This is a genomic window from Nonomuraea sp. NPDC005650 (assembly GCF_040605375.1).
GTDB lineage: Bacteria > Actinomycetota > Actinomycetes > Streptosporangiales > Streptosporangiaceae > Nonomuraea.
The window spans coordinates 235,492-254,487 of sequence record NZ_JBEXCR010000015.1 but is presented as its reverse complement, the minus strand read 5'-3'; the positions used below and the strand labels follow the sequence as shown (position 1 = coordinate 254,487).

General features: G+C 69.1%; 19 protein-coding genes. 9 read left to right on the top strand and 10 right to left on the bottom strand.

All coding sequences use genetic code 11. The features are described 5' to 3' along the window. Positions 1–20: 20 nt before the first annotated feature. On the bottom strand, positions 21–2,288 hold the full coding sequence (locus ABZS69_RS26700; RefSeq protein ID WP_355377269.1) for a glycoside hydrolase family 95-like protein: 2,268 nt from the start codon (positions 2,286–2,288) through the stop codon (positions 21–23). A 202-nt stretch (positions 2,289–2,490) separates the two neighbouring features. Here ABZS69_RS26700 and ABZS69_RS26695 point away from each other — a divergent pair, with 202 nt between their 5' ends. The 3 genes from ABZS69_RS26695 to ABZS69_RS26685 are packed head-to-tail and all read left to right on the top strand — an operon-like array spanning position 2,491 to position 5,436. After that, positions 2,491–3,750: an extracellular solute-binding protein gene (locus ABZS69_RS26695; protein WP_355377267.1), complete on the top strand. Its 1,260-nt coding sequence runs from the start codon at positions 2,491–2,493 to the stop codon at positions 3,748–3,750. Further along, complete coding sequence (locus ABZS69_RS26690; protein WP_355377343.1) at positions 3,717–4,616, top strand: sugar ABC transporter permease; 900 nt, start codon at positions 3,717–3,719, stop codon at positions 4,614–4,616. Before ABZS69_RS26695 ends, ABZS69_RS26690 begins: the two co-directional genes overlap by 34 nt. Beyond that, positions 4,606–5,436: a carbohydrate ABC transporter permease gene (locus tag ABZS69_RS26685; protein WP_355377265.1), complete on the top strand. Its 831-nt coding sequence runs from the start codon at positions 4,606–4,608 to the stop codon at positions 5,434–5,436. The genes ABZS69_RS26690 and ABZS69_RS26685 overlap by 11 nt, the downstream gene beginning before the upstream one ends. A gap of 45 nt (positions 5,437–5,481) precedes the next feature. On the opposite strand, the gene ABZS69_RS26680 is transcribed toward ABZS69_RS26685, so the two are convergent. The 3 genes from ABZS69_RS26680 to ABZS69_RS26670 all read right to left on the bottom strand — a co-directional run bounded on the left by ABZS69_RS26680 (position 5,482) and on the right by ABZS69_RS26670 (position 9,050). Beyond that, the gene (locus tag ABZS69_RS26680) at positions 5,482–7,323 is read right to left on the bottom strand and encodes a glycoside hydrolase family 97 catalytic domain-containing protein (protein WP_355377263.1); all 1,842 of its coding nucleotides are present in this window, start codon (positions 7,321–7,323) and stop codon (positions 5,482–5,484) included. Positions 7,324–7,417: 94 nt separating this feature from the next. Further along, on the bottom strand, positions 7,418–7,828 hold the full coding sequence (locus ABZS69_RS26675) for a VOC family protein (protein ID WP_355377262.1): 411 nt from the start codon (positions 7,826–7,828) through the stop codon (positions 7,418–7,420). A 73-nt stretch (positions 7,829–7,901) separates the two neighbouring features. Continuing rightward, positions 7,902–9,050, bottom strand: coding sequence for an ROK family protein (locus ABZS69_RS26670; RefSeq protein ID WP_355377260.1), 1,149 nt, complete (start codon positions 9,048–9,050; stop codon positions 7,902–7,904). A gap of 234 nt (positions 9,051–9,284) precedes the next feature. Between ABZS69_RS26670 and ABZS69_RS26665 the strand changes: the two genes are divergently transcribed. From ABZS69_RS26665 to ABZS69_RS26650, 4 genes are read left to right on the top strand one after another with little or no spacing between them, the layout of a single operon-like run. Next, positions 9,285–10,421, top strand: a complete 1,137-nt coding sequence (locus ABZS69_RS26665) for a sugar ABC transporter substrate-binding protein (RefSeq protein ID WP_355377258.1) — start codon at positions 9,285–9,287, stop codon at positions 10,419–10,421. 13 nt (positions 10,422–10,434) lie between these two features. Then, positions 10,435–11,373 (top strand): sugar ABC transporter permease, encoded by a 939-nt coding sequence (locus ABZS69_RS26660; RefSeq protein ID WP_355377257.1) that lies wholly within the window; start codon positions 10,435–10,437, stop codon positions 11,371–11,373. Next, complete coding sequence (locus ABZS69_RS26655) at positions 11,366–12,229, top strand: carbohydrate ABC transporter permease (protein WP_355377255.1); 864 nt, start codon at positions 11,366–11,368, stop codon at positions 12,227–12,229. Before ABZS69_RS26660 ends, ABZS69_RS26655 begins: the two co-directional genes overlap by 8 nt. After that, positions 12,186–13,517 (top strand): alpha-L-fucosidase, encoded by a 1,332-nt coding sequence (locus ABZS69_RS26650; protein ID WP_355377341.1) that lies wholly within the window; start codon positions 12,186–12,188, stop codon positions 13,515–13,517. Before ABZS69_RS26655 ends, ABZS69_RS26650 begins: the two co-directional genes overlap by 44 nt. Here the strand turns inward: ABZS69_RS26650 and ABZS69_RS26645 are convergent. From ABZS69_RS26645 to ABZS69_RS26635, 3 genes are all read right to left on the bottom strand, one after another. Continuing rightward, the gene (locus ABZS69_RS26645; RefSeq protein WP_355377253.1) at positions 13,510–13,932 is read right to left on the bottom strand and encodes a DoxX family protein; all 423 of its coding nucleotides are present in this window, start codon (positions 13,930–13,932) and stop codon (positions 13,510–13,512) included. The two genes, ABZS69_RS26650 and ABZS69_RS26645, sit on opposite strands and share 8 nt — an antisense overlap. A 297-nt stretch (positions 13,933–14,229) precedes the next feature. After that, positions 14,230–15,483 carry a serine hydrolase domain-containing protein gene (locus tag ABZS69_RS26640; RefSeq protein WP_355377251.1) on the bottom strand — a complete coding sequence of 418 codons (1,254 nt, stop codon included), beginning with the start codon at positions 15,481–15,483 and terminating at the stop codon, positions 14,230–14,232. Between the two features lie 155 nt (positions 15,484–15,638). After that, positions 15,639–16,304, bottom strand: coding sequence for an alpha/beta fold hydrolase (locus ABZS69_RS26635; protein WP_355377249.1), 666 nt, complete (start codon positions 16,302–16,304; stop codon positions 15,639–15,641). Between the two features lie 73 nt (positions 16,305–16,377). Here ABZS69_RS26635 and ABZS69_RS26630 point away from each other — a divergent pair, with 73 nt between their 5' ends. Next, the gene (locus ABZS69_RS26630) at positions 16,378–17,016 is read left to right on the top strand and encodes a TetR/AcrR family transcriptional regulator (RefSeq protein WP_355377248.1); all 639 of its coding nucleotides are present in this window, start codon (positions 16,378–16,380) and stop codon (positions 17,014–17,016) included. A gap of 7 nt (positions 17,017–17,023) precedes the next feature. On the opposite strand, the gene ABZS69_RS26625 is transcribed toward ABZS69_RS26630, so the two are convergent. Beyond that, complete coding sequence (locus tag ABZS69_RS26625; protein WP_355377246.1) at positions 17,024–17,215, bottom strand: hypothetical protein; 192 nt, start codon at positions 17,213–17,215, stop codon at positions 17,024–17,026. On the opposite strand from ABZS69_RS26625, the gene ABZS69_RS26620 reads away from it, so the two are divergent. Further along, on the top strand, positions 17,216–17,911 hold the full coding sequence (locus tag ABZS69_RS26620; RefSeq protein ID WP_355377244.1) for a poly-gamma-glutamate hydrolase family protein: 696 nt from the start codon (positions 17,216–17,218) through the stop codon (positions 17,909–17,911). 3 nt (positions 17,912–17,914) lie between these two features. Here the strand turns inward: ABZS69_RS26620 and ABZS69_RS26615 are convergent, their stop codons facing one another. Continuing rightward, a complete protein-coding gene (locus ABZS69_RS26615; RefSeq protein WP_355377242.1) occupies positions 17,915–18,325 on the bottom strand; it encodes a hypothetical protein in 411 nt (136 codons plus the stop codon). Positions 18,326–18,430: 105 nt separating this feature from the next. Further along, entirely contained in the window at positions 18,431–18,934 is a 504-nt protein-coding gene (locus tag ABZS69_RS26610) for a hypothetical protein (protein WP_355377240.1), read from the bottom strand. Positions 18,935–18,996 lie beyond the last annotated feature (62 nt).

Below are 18,996 nucleotides of genomic sequence, written 5' to 3'. Positions count from 1 at the left end.
CGAACCCCCCGGAATGGCCCCTATGCCGGCAAGCCCCAGCGGGCCTGACCGGTCGAGGGCACCGGGCGGATGACCGCGTCGCCCCGGGCCTGGATCAGCACCTCCTCGCCACGGCGCAGGTCAAGCTCGATGTCCCCGCCGGGCAGCGTGCGCCACGGCACCTTGCGGCCGTTGCTCCGTACGGTGAAGGGGCCGTCGATGCCGGTGCGGACGCGGCACGGCGCCCCGGCCAGCGAGGCGAGCCGGACGAAGTCGGTGCGCCCGCCGCGGCGGGCGGCCGACAGCAGGAACGCCCCCTGCGTCAGGAAGTCGTGCACGGTCACGTCGGGCCAGGCGGCCGGCATGGCGGGCAGGACCCTGATGACGCCGTCCCAGCTCTGGCAGACCATGTCGTGCAGGGACTGGGCGGCCGACAGCGGCGTCTCGATGACGGGCCCGCTCTCCTGGTACATCGTGTTCGGCTGGACGAAGCGGCGCAGCAGCTCGTCGAGGTAGAGGCGGGCGTCGTCGCCGCGCAGCAGCTGCGCGGAGATCGAGGCCGCGCCGGTGAAGCTGTAGCCCTGCAGGGCGCCCTCGAAGCTGATCCAGTGCTTGAGCGACCTCTCGATGAGCGCGCGCTGGTCCTCCTGCTCCCAGGTGACCTGGTACAGGGGGTAGACCATCAGCAGGTGGGAGTAGTGCCGGTGCGACTTGGCGAAGGGCGCGCCCGCGCCGATCATGAAGCCGTTCTCGTCGACCGGGTACGGGGCCAGCGTCGCCAGCACCTCCTGCCACTTCGGCAGCAGCAGATCGCGTACGCGCAGCAGGCGCGCCGACTCGACCAGCGTCCGGCAGCCCCAGCGGAGCAGCGCGAGGTCGTAGTTCGTGTCCGGGGCGTTGACCCCGTACTCGGGGGAGAACGTGGCGGGCAGGTGCAGCCTCCCGTCGGCGCCCGGCTCCAGGAAGTGCAGGTAGTAGTTGATCGCCCGGCGCAGCAGCGGGAACAGCACGTCGCGCACGATCCGGGTGTCCATCGTGTGCCGGTAGGACAGCCAGACGTTGTGCAGCGCCCAGGTCAGGTTGCCGACCTCGGGCACGGGGGTGGCCTGGCCGGGGACACCTACCGGGTAGCCGCTGTTGCCGATGCCGGCCCCGTTGTCGAGCGTCATGTCCGTGGTACGCGGGATGCCCGCGGAGTCCTCGGGGAACGTCACCTGGTCGACGAGGTTCTGCCGGTACTGCGACAGGCTCCTGGTGACGGCGTCCAGCTCCAGGTGGTTCGACCCGTGGATCAGCCAGTATTCGAGCTGCACGTTGAGGTTCCACCAGGTCGCCGGCCACGGCGTCGGCTCCAGCCACGGGCCGGTGGTCGCCATCGGCGGCGCGTCCGCGCGCGCGGCGGCGGCGACCTTGTAGAGCTGGATCCAGTAGAAGCTCTGCGTCCGCTGGTCGGGCAGCGACAGGAAGCTCTTGCGGTAGTAGCCGTGCCACCAGCGCCGGTGGCCGGCGGCCAACGCGTCGATGGGCAGCCGGGCCGCCGCGCGTACCGATCCGACCGCCTTGTCGCCCGCCGTGTCCTGCGGGAACGACCAGGCGACCGCGGCGTAGAGGGTGCGCCGCGCGCCGCGCCGCACCTCCTGCCAGGCCGTCGCGTGGCCGCCGCCGGCCACCAGCGGCTGGGTGATCAGCTCCAGGTCGCCGTGCCGGGTCACGGACGGGGCGGGGTTGGCGGTGTAGCCGGGCGGAGGCGGCCGGTTGAAGATCGGGTCGGCTCGGGGGCTGACGGCCTGCGCGGGGTGGAAGGTCCAGCGGAAGTCGCGCTCGCCGTCGCTGGGGACGACCTCGACGGCCAGCACGGAGCGGTCGTTGTGGATCAGCGCCCTGAGCTCCAGGCTGCCGGAGGAGGTGGTGATGGCGCCGGTCAGCTCGGCGTTCCACAGGTCGAGCCGCCAGTCGACGCCGGTGATCGCGCCGACGGGCTCCAGCGCGAGGTGGCCGATGGGCAGCCGGGCGAGGCCGAACAGCGCGCCGTACTCGGGGCGGTGGTCCTGGACCTCGCTGTGCTGCACGTTGAAGCGCACGGCGTTGGCGCCCTGCCGCGCGTAGACGCCGGAGCCGAGGAAGCCGTTGCCCAGGAACGGCCCCTCGTACCAGGTCTGCGGCATCCGCTTCCACACCAGGTCGGCGTCGGCCAGGAACCGTTCCCAGTCGATCTCGTCGTGGAGCAGCGGGCCGCCGCCGCCACCGCTCCCGAGTGCGGGGGCGACCAGCGCGGCGCCGAGGAGTTCGCGCCTGGACGGCTCGCTCATGGTGCCCCTCCGCGGGTGAATAGATCGGATGTGTCAGGCACCCATGACGGTATTTCCGGCCGTGATCACGGTCAAGACCTCCCATAGATCGGATCGTCTCGAAGCCGCAACCGTTTGTCGTATGACGTTGACGTCTTGTTACGGGCCAATTAACGTCCCGAGTTAACTATTTGGCTCCGGGTTCTATGGACGGAGACCCGCAATGAGAGATCTCAGCAGACGAGGATTCCTCCAGGCCGGCGCGGCCGCCGCCACCCTGGCCCTGGCCGGTTGCGCCGGAGGTGGAAGCTCGGGTGCCGGCCTCCAGTTCGCCTGGTGGGGCAGCACGACTCGGCATACCGCGACGCAGAAGGCCATCGACGCGTTCAAGAAGAAGAAGCCCGGCGTCCAGATCAAGACCCAGTTCTCCGGTTGGGAAGGCTACTGGGAGAAGCTGGCCACCCAGACCGCGGGCGGCAACGCCCCCGACGTGATCCAGATGGACTACTCCTACCTCGGCGAGTACGCCCGGCGCGGCAGCCTGCTGGACCTGGGCCCGTACGTCGGCAAGGGCCTGGACCTGTCCGGCTTCGCCCCCGACGTGGTGGACGCCGGCAAGATCGGCGGCAAGCAGTACGCCGTGAACTTCGGCATCAACTCCATGGCCCTCATCGTCAACAAGACCCTGGCGGCCGAGCGCGGCGTGGAGATCCCCGAGACCTTCACCTGGCCCGAGTACGGCGAGCTGGTCAAGAAGCTGGCGGGCAAGGGCGTCTTCGGCACCGAGGACGGCGCCCAGGACGGCGGCGCGCTGGAGAACTGGCTGCTGGAGCGGGGCAAGATGTTCTTCACCGCCGACGGCAAGCTGGCCTACGACGAGGACGACCTCAAGGAGTGGTTCACCTTCTGGGACGGCCTGCGCAAGGCTGGCGCGGCCACGCCGCCGGACGTCCAGGCCACCGCGCTGGGCGACGTGCAGAACAGCCTGGTCGCCACCCGCAAGGCGGTCCTGGACTTCGCCTGGTCCAACCAGCTCACCGCCTACATGTCGCTCACCAAGGACGAGATCGGCATCCACGCCTTCCCGACCGGCGACAAGCCCGGCCAGTACTACAAGCCGTCCATGCTGCTGACCGTCAGCTCCGGGAGCAAGGCCAAGGACGACGCGGTGGCCCTGGTCAACGCGCTCGTCACGGACCCGGACGTGGCCGGCCAGCTCGGATCGGAGCGCGGCATCCCGCCCGCGGCCGCGATCCGCACCGCGCTGCGGCCCAAGGCGTCCCCCTCGGAGCAGCAGGTCTACGACTACATCGACTCCATCAAGGACAAGGTCGGCCCGCTCCCGCCGCCGCAGCCGCTCGGCGCCGGGGAGCTGCACAACAAGGTGCTCACCAACGTCAACCAGCAGATCGGCTTCGGCAAGCTCACGATCGACCAGGGGGTGTCCCGATTCTTCGAAGAAGCTCGACGAGTGCTCAAGTAGAGGGACGCGCGGCCTACCTGTTCCTGCTGCCGTGGTTCGCCGGGCTGCTCCTGCTGACCGGCGGGCCGATCCTGGCCTCGCTGGCCCTCTCGTTCACCGACTTCGACCTGCTCACCGCCCCGTCCTTCGTGGGGCTGGACAACTACGCCCGGATGCTCACCGAGGACCCGCACTTCGTCAACGCCGTGCGGGTCACGCTGATCTACGTCGTGTTCTCCGTGCCGTTGTCCGGCGCGTTCGCGCTCCTCGTCGCCGTGCTGCTGAACAGGCCCATGCGCGGCGTCGGTGTGTACCGCGCCGCGTACTACCTGCCGTCGCTGCTCGGCGGCAGCGTCGCGGTGGCGATCCTCTGGCGGCAGATCTTCGGGGCGGACGGCCTGATCAACGACGCCCTGCGATATTTCGGGATCGTGGGGCCGAGCTGGATCTCCACGCCCGAGTACGCGATCTACACGCTGGTCGTGCTGCACATCTGGCAGTTCGGCTCCCCCATGCTGATCTTCCTGGCCGGCCTGAAGCAGATCCCCGCCGAGCTCTACGACGCCGCCGCGGTGGACGGCGCCGGGCGGGTACGCGCGTTCTTCCGCGTCACGCTGCCCATGCTCAGCCCGATCATCTTCTTCAACCTCGTCCTGCAGACCGTGAACGCCTTCAAGGCCTTCACCCCCGCCTTCATCATCAGCGGCGGCACCGGCGGACCGGCCGACTCCACGCTCTTCTACACGCTCTTCATCTATCAGGAGGGGTTCGGAAATTTCCGGATGGGCTACGCCTCCGCGCTGGCCTGGGTGCTGCTCCTGGTGACCGGGGCCTTCACCGCGCTGGCCTTCCGCTCCTCGAAGTACTGGGTGCACTATGCCGACTAGCCGCCGCTGGGCCCTCCACCTGCTGGTCGTGGTGGGCGCGCTCGTCATGCTCTATCCGCTGTTCTGGCTGATCAGCGCCTCGTTCAAGCCCAACGACGAGATCTTCGCCGAGCCCGGGCTGGTGCCCCAGACCGTGGTCGCGGACAACTACGCCACCGGGTGGACCGCGCTGGGCGTGCCGTTCAGCGGGTTCTTCGCGAACTCGTTCATCATCGCCATGGCGGCCGTGGCCGGGAACGTGATCTCGTGCTCGATGGCGGCCTACGCCTTCGCCCGGCTGAGCTTCCGGTTCAGGAAGCTCTGGTTCGCGATCATGCTGGTGTCGATCATGCTGCCGATCCACGTGCTGATCGTGCCGCAGTACACGCTGTTCAAGTATCTGGGCTGGGTGGACACGTTCCTGCCGCTCGTCGTGCCGAAGTTCCTGGCCGTGGACGGCTTCTTCATCTTCCTGATGGTGCAGTTCATCCGGTCGCTGCCGCGCGAGCTGGACGACGCGGCCCGCATCGACGGGTGCGGGCCCGTCCTGGTGTACTGGCGGATCATCCTGCCGCTGTCTCGGCCCGCGCTGATCACGACCGCCATCTTCACCTTCATCTGGACGTGGGACGACTTCTTCAGCCAGCTCGTCTATCTGAGCGACGTGTCCACGTACACGGTGCCGCTGGCGCTCCGGGCGTTCCTCGACTCCAGCGGCGGCTCCACCTGGGGGCCGATGCTCGCGATGGCGGTGCTGTCGCTGATCCCCATCCTGGGCTTCTTCCTGATCTTCCAGCGCCGCATCACCGAGGGCATCTCGACCACCGGCCTCAAGGGCTGACCGGGCTCCGGTGCCGGCGGGCGTCCGCCGGCACCGGAGACCTCCTCAGCGGGCGCAGGTCGTCAGGCCGGGCCGCCAGCGGCAGGCGATGGCGGCGAACCCGCCCTCGGCCCGCACCTCCACCGCCAGCGTGCCGCCCCGGAGCACGTGCGCCTCGCGAACGAGGCCGTCGGCGCCGTCCCGCGTCACCTCCACCAGCCACCGCCCCGGCAGGAAGCCCAGCGGCACCTGGAGCGTCCTGGCCGCCCCCGAGACACCGGCGCCGACGAACCAGCGATCGCCGCTGCGCCTGGCCAGCACCGTGTGGTCGGCGGGCCTCCCGGACAGCAACCGGGTGTCGTCCCACACGGTGGGCACCTGATCGAGGAAGCGCTCGGCCTCGGGCCGCGCCCGGTAGGCGTCCAGCGACCCGGCCAGGTTCTCCAGCCCCGACTCGAACACCACCGACAGCGCCAGCTCGTGCGCGTCGGACGTGGGCCGGCCGGCCCGCTGGAAGGCCATCGGCGTGTAGTCCATCGAGCCGATCTCATTCCTGGTGTACGGCAGGGCCGCCAGGTGGCTGGTGGTCAGGTTCGAGGACTTCTCGGCGCCGTGCACCCCTTCCATGGTCATCACGTGGGGCCAGGTCCGGTTGATCCCCTTGGGCACCGTCGAGCCGTGGAAGTTGACCATGAGCTGGTTGTCGGCCAGGTCCCGCAGCGTCTCGTCGTACCACCGCAGCCGCTCCTGGGCCTCGGAGTCGATGAAGTCGAGCTTCACGCCCTTGACTCCCCACTGGTGCAGCAGCCCGAAGCGCTCGACGCGCTTGTCGTGGGTGTCGAAGTCGGAGAAGCGCAGCCACGCCATGATGCCGACCCCGCGAGCCCGTCCGTACTCGACGAGCTGCGGCATCCAGGTGAACTCGGGTGTGCGATCCGTCCAGGCCCGTTCGCCGGTGACCGGATCGTCGTACCAGCCGGCGTCGACCAGCACGTACGGCCAGCGGTGCTGCGCGGCGTAGTCCACGAACTCCTTCTGCCGCTCCAGGCTCTGCTGCACGCTCCGGCCGCCGGCCAGCCAGCTCCACAGCACCTTGCCCGGCTTGACCCACGAGGTGTCGGCCAGCCGGGAGCCGGGCGCGAGGTCGTCGACGAGGGTGGACTCCGTGACGGTCGCGAGGTCGCCCGTGACCATGACCCGCCAGGGCGTGGTCAGGCCGCCGGTGTAGGGGACCCGCGCGTCCCAGAGGGCGATCCGGTACGCGTCCTGGTCGCGTACCAGGCGCGGGCCGGTGTAGGAGCCGTCCAACGCCGACTCGGCCAGCAGGAGGTAGTTCCGGCCGACCCCGAACAGGGCGGGCAGCTGGTATTCGGCCGCGGGGACTTCGGCGTACTGGATGAACGGGTTCTCGTAGTCGCGGCGGTGCCCGGCGAGCCAGGCGGTGGACCCGGCCGGGACGTCGAACGCCGAGGCCTCGCCGAGGACGGCGCCCGCGCCCGGCAGCTCGTAGCGGTAGGCGACGCCGTCGCGGGCCGCCCTGACGACCAGGTCGAGCTCGGCGTCACCGCGGGCGAAGCGGAAGCGGGTCTCGTTCATCACGGACAGGCGCTGGAGGCGCTTGCCCGCCGTGGTCGTGTACTTCTCGACGACCGCGCGGCTGGAGCGACCGCTCAGGCGCAGGCCGGTGGTGAGGTCGGCCTGCTCCGTGGTGACGCCGAGCGGGCTGGGGTCGAGCACGGCCGCTCCGCCGCGCGACACGGCCACGGACGGGCGGCCCTGCTCGTCCAGGCGCACGGTGGCGACGGGCCCGCCCGCGGGCGCGCCGACGGTCCAGGTTCCGGTGGGGGTGGGGGCCGTGGGGGTGGTGAGCAGTCCGGCCAGCAGAGCGCCGGTCAGTAACCAGTGCAACGGGTGCCTCCCGAAAGGCTGAAGATGCACCCTAATTAACTTCTTCAAGAATTGAATTGCAACCCTGGGGTCACCGCGGGTGTGCCGTCCGGGCTCAGCTCACCTGGTTGAGGCGGATCATGTTGCCCGCGGGGTCGCGGAAGGCGCAGTCGCGGACCCCCCACGGCTGCTCGGTCGGCTCCTGGATGACCTCCGCGCCGCCGGCCTTCATCCGCGCGAAGGCGCCGTCGAGGTCGGAGGTGGCCAGGATCATGGAGGCGTAGGTGCCCTTGGCCATCATCTCGAGGATGGTGCGGCGCTCGTCGTCGGTGATGCCGGGGTCGGCGGCCGGCGGGTGCAGGACGACGGACGTGCCGGACCGGCCGGCGGGGCCGACCGTGATCCAGCGCATCGCGCCGCCTCCGACGTCGTTGCGGACCTCGAACCCGAGGATGTCGCGGTAGAAGGCCAGCGAGGCCTCCGGGTCGTCGGCCGGGAGGAAGGTCTGGTGAATGGTGATGTCCATGGCGGTCACGCTAGTTGCGGCCCGATGACCGGCGCTTCTCCATTCCTGACCGGTTCGGCCGGTGACGCGCCCGTCAGGCGAGGGTCTCCGGGGCGGCGAGGGCCAGGCTCGCGGCGCCGAGGGCGTGCTGGGCGTCGCTCCACGGACGGACGATCACGTGAACGCCGTACGCGGCGGTGACCTGGCTGGTCCGCATCACGGCGGAGAACCCCGGCTCCAGACCCGACCAGAGGACGTGGTTCTCGCCGATGACCGCGATGGTGGGCGTGCCGAGCAGGTTGACGACGCCGACGACCGCCCGCCCGAGGATGGCGCCGATCCCGGCGAGCAGGTCCGCCAGCTCCGGCTCGCGGGCGGCCCAGCGCGCGCGGAGCTCCTCGATGGTGGTGGCCGCGTCAGCGAGCCCCCTGCGGCGGGCCGCACGCAGGATGCCGTCGTCGCTGGTGAACGTCTCCAGGCAGCCCCGGGCGCCGCAGGCGCAGCTCGGTCCGGTGGCGGCGACCGGCGTGTGGCCGAACTCGCCGGACAGCCCGGTCGGGCCGCGGTGCACCCGTCGCTGCAGTACGGCGCCGAGCCCCACCCCGTCGCCGATGCCGAGCACCAGGAAGTCGTCGTGCTCGCGTCCCGTCCGGTACAGGAGCTCCGCGGTGATGCTCGCCCTGAGGTCGTTGTCGACCTGCACCGGGATCGGCAGCTCGGCGCGCAACTGTTCACCGAGAGGGAGGTCTGTCCACCCGAATCGGGGGCACACCCGGATATAACCGGTGGCCGGATCGACGGAGGAAGGAGTGGCCACGCCCACGGCCTTCAACCTGGGCCCCAGAGCGGGGTCGGCCAGCCGGCGGTTGATCACGGCGAGCAGTTGGGGGATGGGATCGGAGTGGCAGTCGAAGGCTGATACATCGGATGTGATCACGCGACCGTCGAGGCCCGCGACCACGGTGACGAGGTGGTCGGTGGCGACCCGTACGCCGAGGGTCGCGGCCGCCTCCGGGACGACCTGGAGCGGGATCCGGGGCCTGCCGACGGCCCCCGCCTGCGGGGCGAGTGTGCGCAGGTAGCCGTAGTCCAGCAGGCGTCGCGTGTGCTCGTGCACGGTCGCGTCGCCGAGCCGGAGCCGGGCCGCGATCTGGCGCCGGTCCAGGGCGCCGGCGGTGCCGAGCAGCGCCAGGATCTCGACGCGGGTCAGATCGCCACGAGGGGTGATTCGACGAGCAGTCATCGGATATTTCCACCTCGATCTCATTGACACTACAGAGCGCGACGCCTATGTTTCACAATTATTAACTCGGCCCCGAGCTTATTGAGTGGAGCTGCGATGGGCAGGCAGATGCATGGCGGTCGGCGATCATTGGCAGTCGCCGTAGCGGTGGTCATCGCGGGGGGATTCACCGCCGGTTGCGGGGACAACGGCGGACAACAATCATCAGGCGGCAGCAAGGCGAGCAACGGTGCGGTGACGCTCACCTGGTCGATGTGGGCCTCCGGCACGGAGGACCGTGACGCTTGGCAGAAGGTGGCCGACGAGGTCACCAAGAAGTACCCGAACATCAAGATCACTCTCGAGACCTCTCCGTTCAACGACTACTTCACCAAGCTCGGCACCCGTCTGGCCGGTGGCAGCGCACCGTGTGTCGTCTCCATGCAGAGCCTGCGCACGGGCGGCTATGTCAGCGGGATGCTCCCGCTGGACGACCTGATCAAGAAGAACGCCTTCGACACCGGCGACTTCGACTCCTCGATCATGGCCGGGCTGGCCTCGGGCGGCAAGCAGTACGCGCTGCCGTACGACGTCGGCTCGCTGATCATCACCTACAACAAGGACCTGTTCAAGGCGGCCGGTGTGGAGGCGCCGAAGGTCGGCTGGAGCATGGCGGACTTCGAGGCCGCCGCCAAGAAGCTGACCACCGGCGGCAAGCACGGCTTCGTGGCCTACCCCAGTGACCTGCCCATGTTCTCGATGATCCTGTCGCGGACCGGCGCGGAGCCGGTGGACGCCGCCGGCAAGCTCACCCTCGACACCGAGCCGATGACGACCGGCTTCCAGTGGTACGCGGACCTGGCCGCCAAGGCCGGGATCGCGCCCAAGGTGCCCGGCGTGGACAACAACTTCGCCGACACCCAGTTCCTCAACGGCAACGTGGCGATGCAGGTCAACGGGCCGTGGGCCGTCCTGTCGCTCAAGGAGCAGGCCAAGTTCGGCGTGGGCCTGGCCACCATGCCCGCCGGTCCCGACGGGTCCAAGACCTACTCGGCCGGGTCCGGCTTCGGCATCTCCCAGTCGTGCCCGTACCCGGACGAGGCGTTCAAGGCGATCGGCGTGATGACCAGCGCCGACGTGCTCGGGCAGCTCGGCAAGATCGGGCGCGCCTATCCGGCGCGCAAGTCCGTCCAGAACACGTGGTACGAGAACGCCTTCGAGGGCGCGAAGGAAGTCCTCGACGCCGCCAACTCCTCGGCGAGGCCGTTCCGGGCGACCGCCAACTGGGACCAGGTGTCCAAGCTGCTGGCCCAGTACGGCGTGCCGGTCTTCAACGGGCAGGCCACGGCGGCGGACGTCCTCAAGCAGGTGCAACAGCAGGCACCGGCGTAGGGAAGGGGAACACGTGCCGGGCTCCACCATCGAAGCCGTACCCCGGCGGGCGGCGGCCGCGGGTGGGCGGCGTTCGCGCCACCTGCGCCGCGACGGCAAAGCCGCCGCCCTGTTCGCCGCGCCCAGCCTGGTCGGGTTGACGCTGTTCACGCTCTTCCCGATCGTGATGTCCCTGGTGATCTCCTTCTTCCAGTGGCCTGCGGTGGGCGAGCACGTCTTCACCGGGCTGGAGAACTTCGCGACGCTGTTCGGCGACCCCGTCTTCCGGCGGACGCTGTTCAACACCTTGCTGTTCGTGGTGCTCTACCTGCCGCTCAACCTCATCGTGTCGGTGGGGCTGGCGGTGTGGATCTCGCCGCGGATCAAGGGCCGCCAGGCGCTGCGGGTGGTGTTCTTCCTGCCCGTGGTCACGCCGATGGTGGCCAACGCGATCGTGTGGCGGATGATCTACCAGCCCAACGGGTTCATCGACGGCTCGCTGCACGCCGTCACCGGCGTGCACGCGCCGAACTTCCTCGGCGAGCAGGGCTGGGCCATGTTCGCCGTCGTCGCGATGAGCGTGTGGCAGGGGTTCGGGTACAACATGCTGGTCTTCTCGGCCGCGCTGGACGCCATCCCGCGCCAGCTCGTGGAGGCGGCGCAGATCGACGGGGCGGGGCCGTGGCGGCAGTTCTTCCACGTCACGCTGCCGATGATCTCCCCGGCGATGTTCTTCGCCACGACCATGACGCTCATCACGTCGTTCCAGGTCTTCACCCAGCCGTTCCTGATGACCGGCGGCGGGCCCGGCATCGACACCGAGACGCTCATGATGTTCGTCTACAACCAGGGCTTCTCCGTCTACCAGTTCGGACTCGCGTCCGCCGCGGCCTGGATCCTGTTCGTGCTGATCCTGGGCGTGACCGCGGTGCAGTTCGCCGGCCAGCGCAGATGGGTGACCTACGATGTCTGAACACGTGCACGCCGCCCCGGTCGCCCCCTGGGGCCACCGGATCAGGCTGGTCGTCTCGCATGTCGCCCTCTACCTGGTGGCCGCCGCGTTCGTGTCGCCGCTGGTGTACATGGTGGCCACGTCGCTGAAGCGCGCCGACGAGGTGTTCGGGTCGCCGCCGAGCCTGATCGGCTCGGTGATCCGGTGGGAGAACTACAGCGAGGCGTTCGAGTTCCTGCCGTTCGGGCGATTTGTGATCAACGGACTCGCCGTCGCCGTCTGCGGCACCCTCGTGGTGCTGGTGGCGTCGAGCATGTCCGCGTACGCTTTCTCACGGCTGCGCTGGCGCGGTCGCAACGGAGTCTTCCTGGTCTTCCTTTCCACCCTGATGATCCCCCAGGAAGTGCTGGTCGTGCCGATGTTCATGCTGATGCGCTGGTTCGGGTGGGTGGACTCGTTCCAGGCGCTGATCTTCCCCTGGGCGTTCACCGCCTTCGGGACGTTCATGCTGCGTCAGTTCTTCCTGACCATCCCCGAGGAGATCGCCGAGAGCGCCCGCCTCGACGGCGCGGGAGCGGTGCGCGTCTTCACCAGCATCATGTTGCCGCTGGTCAAGCCCGCGCTCGCGGTGCTGGCGGTCTTCACGTTCATCAACTACTGGAACAGCTTCCTGTGGCCGCTGATCATCATCAACTCGGTGGACGAGAAGGCCACGGTCCCGCTGGGCCTGCAGCTCTTCTTCGGACAGCAGGGCACCCAATGGAACCTCGTCATGGCCGCGGCCGTGATCTCCATGGCTCCCACCACGGCGCTGCTCATCATCCTGCAGAAGCATCTCGTACGCGGGATCGCGACCAGCGGTCTCGGCGGCCGCTAAACCTCTTGAGGAAAGGAACGCAGTGCAGCACCACGCCTGGTTCTCCGAATCCCGGTTCGGCATGTTCGTGCACTGGGGCCTGTACGCCCTGGCCGCCCGGCACGAGTGGGTGAAGAACCGCGAACGCCTGACCGACGAGGACTACCAGCGGTACTTCGACCACTTCGACCCCGACCTGTACGACCCGGCGCAATGGGCGCGGCTGGCCAAGGAGGCCGGCATGCGCTACGTCGTCCTCACGACCAAGCACCACGACGGCTTCTGCCTGTGGGACTCGGCGCAGACCGACTACAAGGCGACGCGCACGCCCTGGGGAAAGGACCTGATCGCGCCGTTCGTGGAGGCCGTCCGCGCCGAGGGGCTGAAGGTCGGGTTCTACCACTCGCTGATCGACTGGCACCATCCTGAGTTCCCGGTCGACTCGCTGCACCCCCAGCGCGACGACGAGGCGTACAAGGCCGCCGCCGCGGGCCGCGACGTCTCCAAGTACACCGAATACCTGCACGCCCAGGTACGCGAGCTGCTCACCGGCTACGGCCGGATCGACTACCTGTTCTTCGACTTCTCCTACCGGGGCCGGCCGGGGCACTGGGGCGGCAAGGGCGCCGACGACTGGCGGGCGCACGAACTGCTCGCGACGGTCAGAGAGCTCCAGCCGGAGATCATCGTGAACGACCGGCTCGACATCCCGGGCGACTTCGTCACCCCCGAGCAGTACCAGCCCGCCGGGCCGATGACCGTCGACGGCCGCGAGGTGCCGTGGGAGGCGTGCCAGACCCTCAACGGCAGCTGGGGGTACGACCGGGACAACCTCGACTACAAGTCGCCGGACCTACTCGTACGGATGCTCGTCGACAGCGTCGCCAAGGGCGGCAACCTGCTGCTCAACGTGGGCCCGGACGGACGCGGCCAGGTCGACCCGCGCGCGCGGTCGATCCTCGGCGACATCGGCGCCTGGATGCGGCTGAACTCCCGCTCGGTCTACGGCTGCGGGCCCAGCGACTTCACCCCGCCGCCCGACTGCCGCTACACCCAGCGCGGCGATCGGCTCTACCTGCACGTGTTCCAGTGGCCGTTCGGCCACCTCCACCTGCCGGGGCTGGCCGGGCGGGTGAAGTACGCCCAGTTCCTGCACGACGCGTCGGAGATCCGCACCCGCGTCATCGACCCCGGCCAGAAGGCCGGCCTCACGACGATGGGCGCGCAGGCTCCCGACGTCCTGACCCTCGACCTGCCCGTGCAACGTCCCGACGTCGCCGTACCCGTGGTCGAGCTGTTCCTCAGCTGACCCTGTCGTCCGCGAGGGCTCGCGACGGCGTCAGCAGCGTGGACAGCGCCCAGCGGCCGGGGCCGAGGACGGCGATGAGCAGGAAGCCCCAGCAGAAGAGCGCGGCCTTCTCGCCGCCGTTCTCGATCGGGAACAACGCCTGCGGCTGGTGGACGATGAAGTAGGCGTAGGCCATGGTGCCCGAGCAGAGGACGGCGGCGGCTCGGGCACCCAGCCCGAGCAGGACGAGGGCGCCGCCGATCAGCTCGATGACGGCGGCCCACCATCCGGGCCATTGTCCGAAGCCGGGCGCCGGGCCCTGCGACCCGCCCAGCACGTCGAAGAGTGTCGCCGCGCCGTGGCAGGCGAACAGCAGGCCCAGCACGAACCGGTACAGGGCCAGGAACAGATCCTTATTCTTGTTCAACAGGTCCACGGCAAATGCCCTTTCTTGCTGTTGAAAAGTATGGGAGCGCTCCCAAACAGATTCTTGAGATCGGCCGCGCCTGTCAATGCCGCACCACTTACAAGATCGGTCCAAAATGCGCTGCATAGGCGACAAACTGCCCGGACGTCCCGTCCATAAAGTTTCGCATTCGTGAAATTTTCATCAGCGCGCGGGGTCTTCCGGCAAAACTCGGCGCGAAACTTGACACGAATGGCTGGGCCACGGTAAATCCCGGCATACGAAAGCCGCCCGGAGCGGGCTCCGGGCGGCTTTCGCGAGGATCGGTTACCTCTTGGCGCACAGCGCGGTGTCCATGGCCTCGATCACGTTCTGGTGGGCGTCCTCGTCGGCGGGCAGCGACGTGACGGCGACGGTGGCGGCCCGGCCGTCCTCGGTCACCCCGTTGCGGGTCTCGTAACCGTCGATGTCACCGCCGTGGCCCCAGGTGACACCGCCGCAGCTCAGCGGCATCTTCACCAGGCCCAGCCCGTACTCCCAGCCTGCCGGGAAGCCGGGCGCCTTGATCGTGTGCTTCATGGCCGCGAGCTGCTCCGGCTTGAGCAGCCTGCCGTCCATGAGGGCGCTCATGAAGCGGTTGAGGTCGCTCGGCGTGCCGATCAGCTGCCCGGCCGCCCAGCCCCACGACGGGTCCAGGTTCGTGATGTCCTTCAGCTTGCCACCGGGCTTCTCGGACCCGTACCCGTGCGGGTGGCGCCCCCGGATCGTCTTGTCCCCCTGAGCCGGCCAGTACGTGTCACGCAGCCCGATCGGCTTGATGATCCGGTCCGTGATCTCCTTGGCCACCGGACGCCCGGTGACCTTCTCGATCAGCAGGCCGAGCAGGACGTAGTTGGTGTTGCTGTACTCCCAGCTCTTGCCCGGCGCGAACGACGCCTTGTGCGCGAAGGCCATGTCCAGGAGGCCCTGGGGCGAGCGGTAGACGTCACGGGTCTCGAACATGCTCGGCAGCCAGCGGGTGTAGTTCGGCAGGCCGCTGGTGTGCTGCAGCAACTGCCGCACGGTGATCTTCCGGCCGTCGATGCCCTTGCCGCGCACCACCTTCGGCAGATACGTCTCGATCGGCTCGTCCAGGTCGACCTTGCCCTCGCCGACCAGCTGCAGCACCGCCACCGCGGTGAACATCTTGGTGTTGCTCGCGATCCGCACCCGGCCGTCGACCGGCACCTCCGCCTTGGTCGTCAGGTCCGCGACGCCGGCGGTGTAGTGGCGGGTCCGGCCCTTCCTGTCCTGCACCGCGGCCAGCGCCGCCGGGAACCTGTCCTTCTTCACCAGCTCGTCGAGCTTCCTCTGCACAGCGTCGGGCCGGTGATTGCGCTTCAGCTCGTCGCGCACCTCGGCCAGCTCGGCGGACAGACCCTCGTCCGGGCTCTGCCGGACGACGCTCGCGGTGCGGTCGAGCCCGGTGGCCGCGGCGGCCGGCGTACCTGCCACGACCAGCCCCGACAGCGCCGTCAGCGCGGCCGCCGCGAGGACCCGCACGCGCCGGGAGGACTTGGACTCGGAAGGGGTACGCGACATGGGAAACGCTCCTGAATTCTTGGTGGGGGTCGTCCGTTCCGGACATCACCAAGAATGTCGGCGAAGGGCATCCTTGATCGATCCCATGCGCTGGAGCCTTCAGGTACAGCCAGCTGTACCTGAAGGCGTCCGCGGCCGCTCGCCGTAGCGGATGGTCAGGACGGGCAGGTCCCGGCCAGAGCGCTGATGACCCCGTTGATGAACACCTGCGACTTCGGTTCGTCGGCGTGCGCCACCCCCGGGAACTCCTTCTTGCACCACACCCCGTCGATGACGTCGTTGCGCGTCTCGTCGAGGGAGCTCACCAGCAGCGTGTACCGGACGGCGCCGGGCGTCGGGTCGCCGCTGTTGAGCTGGCTCATGAAGCTGCTGGTGGGGCACATCTGCCCGCCCTGGTCCTGCGCCAGGAGGCAGGCCGGCCAGTAGCCGCGCTGGCCGGTGCCCATCGAGACGTAGCTCAGCGTCGCGTCGGCGCCGCCGAGAGACTTCAGGTAGTAGCGCGCCGACAGCCCTCCCATGCTGTGCCCGACGAGGCTGACCTTCCCTCCCCCGTTCTCCTGCCGCACCTGCGCCACCAGGTCCCTGATGGCTCCGGCGTTGGCGACGTTCTCCTCTCCTGGCAGGTCGATCGTGTACGCGGGATGGCCGGCCTGCTCCAGTGCCGCCTCCATCTGAGCGAACTCGGTGGGCGACCCGTTCCAGCCGTGGATCAGGATGACCGGCTCTGGCTGCGCGGCCTGCACCTGCTGGCCGGCTCCCAGCCCGGCCAGCAGGGTTCCCGCGACGACGAGTCCTCCGATGCGGCGGCGCCTCGATGACATGAGTCACACCTCGCTATCCCTAGGTACATTCACTTACAGAACACTCGGTAAGTGATGCGCTAGATTTAGCACCGTGCCCCGGCGTAGACAAGGCCCCAGCAGACAGGAACTCGTTCAGCGCCGGCGGGAGGAGATCATCGCCGCGGCCGCGGAGATGTTCGCCCGCGACGGCTACCGCGGCACCGCCCTCTCGGAGGTCGCGGCCCGGGCCGGCATCAGCGAGCCCGGCCTCCTGCACCACTTCGGCAACAAGGCCAACCTGCTCCTGGCCGTGATCGAACGGCGTGACCTCGACAGCGAGGCGTTCGCGATGGAGCTCCTGGGCATGGAGCCCTCGGGGCGGCTGCGGGCCATGCCGGAGTTCGCGCGCCGCAACAAGGAGCGGGCGGGGCTGGCCAAGCTGTTCACCGTCCTGGTCGCCGAGAGCCTCGAACCCGACGCGCCCGGCCACCGGCACTTCGTCGAGCGCTACCGCGCGATGCGCGCCATCGTCGCCGACAGCATCCGCTCCGCCCAGGCCGCCGGCCTGGCCCGCCAGGACATCGACCCGGCGGCCAAGGCGGCCGAGATCATCGCGACCCTCGACGGCCTGCAGACCCAGTGGCTGCTCGACCCCGGCACGATCGACATCGTGGCCGGCGTCGAGTCCTACGCCCGCACGCTGGAACGCGACCTCGCCCGCGGCCCCGACGCGGGCGCCGCAGGCTCGTGACGAGGTCTCAGGTGGTCGAGGTGTAGGTGACGAACGTGCGCTGTTTCACGAAGGCGGTGCCGTTCCCCACGCCCGGGAACGTCACGGACACGGGGGTGCCGCCGAGCTTGTAGCACTGCACCAGCACCGACAGGTCGAGCCCGCTGGGACGCCGCGAGACGGCATGATGGCAGTCAAGAAGATCGTCGAAAGGTGTCACGTGGAGAAAATCGTGTCCGTCGTCACCGGGTCGCTGCTCGTGGTCGGCCTCGCGCCGGCCGCTCACGCCGCACGGACCGCGAGCGACGTCTACGCCGACTATGCGGAGCTCTCCGCCCATGAGGTCGAAGGCGAGGACTACCGCCGCGTCGTACGCGCCCCCGGCGGGGCGAAGGTGGCGCACATCGCCATCCACGGCGGCGCGATCGAGGCGCCGACCTCCCAGCTCGCCGACGAGGCCGCGGGACGCACGCACGCCTACTACGCGTTCGAGGGCATCAAGGCCTCCGGCAACAGCGCACTGCACATCACTTCCACGCACTTCGACGAGCCCAAGGCGCTTGCGGTGGTGGCGGCGGTCGACTACACCGTCTCCTGGCACGCCGCGGCGGGCGACGCCGCCACCACCTACGTCGGCGGGCGCGACACGACATTGATCAAGAAGGTGACCGCCGAGCTGCGCGCCGCCGGGTTCCCGGTGGCGACGTCCGTGCCGGACGAGATCGGCGGCGACAGCCCCCAGAACATCGCGAACAAGAACCGCAGAGGCATGGGAGTGCAGCTGGAGATCAGCCGGGGTCAGCGGGAGCGGTTCTACGACGAAGGAAAGCTGAACCGCGCCTGGATCGAGAACCCGGCCAACCGCACGAAGGCGTTCTACAACTACGTCGCCGCCGTCAATCGCGCCCTGGGCTGACGGTCAGCAGGTGTCGATGTACTGCGCCCTGACGATGTTCTCGCGGACGCGGTTGCGGGCGTTCTCGGCCGACTTCGAATCATTGGACGTGGCGGTCACGGTGAAGTGGACCTTGGCGAACTGGCCCGGGTTGTAACTGGTCTGCGCCGGCGCGTAGGAAACCTCCACAATGGTGCTGCCATTGCTCCCCAGGACGGCGTTGGGCGGCGTGAAAACGGTGTTGTAGCCGTTGCGGCTCAGCGCGGTCTTGGCGAACGAGCGCGCGTCTTTGTAACACATGTTCTTGACGAACCAGCCCGAATGCCAGGACATCGGGGCCTTGGCGATTTCGCCGGTGGTGGCGCTGGTGACGGCGGCGACTGCCACTGCCGCGAGCACTGCGCCCAGGCGAGCCTTCCGCAGAATGTCCATCATCGTTTCCCGTCCTTTCCCGGCGCGGGCGCGCCTTCGAAAGGCCTACGCCTCCCATTAGGCGCTTCGCCGCTTAAAGCCGGGAAGGAGAAAAGAGTAAAAGCCCGCTCACCTGGGGCTGAGGCGCAGGATGGCGTGGTCGCCGGAGAGGAAGGGCACCTCCAGCCGCAGGTTGTTGATGCGGGCGGGCCTGCCGGGCGTCAGGGACAGCTTGCCCTCGTCGCGGCAGCTCCCGTTGACGCAGGTGTCGCTGATGCTGACGTTCGTCCCCTCGACCCGCATCCCGCCGGTGAAGCCCAGGAGCGCGATCGTGACCTCGTCCGGCTGGAGCTCGCTGATGGTGAGCCGCTGCACCCCGAACCGCTCGTTGATCCGGAGCCGGTCGCCCACCCGGACCTCGACCTCGCAGTCGGCGTCCCTGCAGGACGCCAGCCTGCTCCCGTCAGCCGCCTGCGGCAGGGCGGGCGAGGGCCTGGCGGAGGCGGTCGGCGTGGGCGGCCCCGGGTCCGTCACCGCCGACAGCGGCGTCGACGACGTGGTACGCGAGTCGGCGCAGGCGGCGGCGAGAACGACCAGCAGAGCGGCGGCGGTGATCCGGTCGAGGGTCGGCATTGGGCTCCTCCAGGCGGGCACTCCTGACGTTGTGCCCGCCCGAGCTGCGAAAATAACTCTCC

Excerpts from the sequence above, each read along its gene's own strand:
- ABZS69_RS26635 (WP_355377249.1), bottom strand. The coding sequence starts at position 16,304 with ATGTCATCGAGGCGCCGCCGCATCGGAGGACTCGTCGTCGCGGGAACC.
- ABZS69_RS26675 (WP_355377262.1), bottom strand. The coding sequence starts at position 7,828 with ATGGACATCACCATTCACCAGACCTTCCTCCCGGCCGACGACCCGGAG.
- ABZS69_RS26655 (WP_355377255.1), top strand. The coding sequence starts at position 11,366 with ATGTCTGAACACGTGCACGCCGCCCCGGTCGCCCCCTGGGGCCACCGG.
- ABZS69_RS26700 (WP_355377269.1), bottom strand. The coding sequence starts at position 2,288 with ATGAGCGAGCCGTCCAGGCGCGAACTCCTCGGCGCCGCGCTGGTCGCC.
- ABZS69_RS26615 (WP_355377242.1), bottom strand. The coding sequence starts at position 18,325 with ATGATGGACATTCTGCGGAAGGCTCGCCTGGGCGCAGTGCTCGCGGCA.
- ABZS69_RS26695 (WP_355377267.1), top strand. The coding sequence starts at position 2,491 with ATGAGAGATCTCAGCAGACGAGGATTCCTCCAGGCCGGCGCGGCCGCC.
- ABZS69_RS26640 (WP_355377251.1), bottom strand. The coding sequence starts at position 15,483 with ATGTCGCGTACCCCTTCCGAGTCCAAGTCCTCCCGGCGCGTGCGGGTC.
- ABZS69_RS26685 (WP_355377265.1), top strand. The coding sequence starts at position 4,606 with ATGCCGACTAGCCGCCGCTGGGCCCTCCACCTGCTGGTCGTGGTGGGC.
- ABZS69_RS26610 (WP_355377240.1), bottom strand. The coding sequence starts at position 18,934 with ATGCCGACCCTCGACCGGATCACCGCCGCCGCTCTGCTGGTCGTTCTC.
- ABZS69_RS26670 (WP_355377260.1), bottom strand. The coding sequence starts at position 9,050 with ATGACTGCTCGTCGAATCACCCCTCGTGGCGATCTGACCCGCGTCGAG.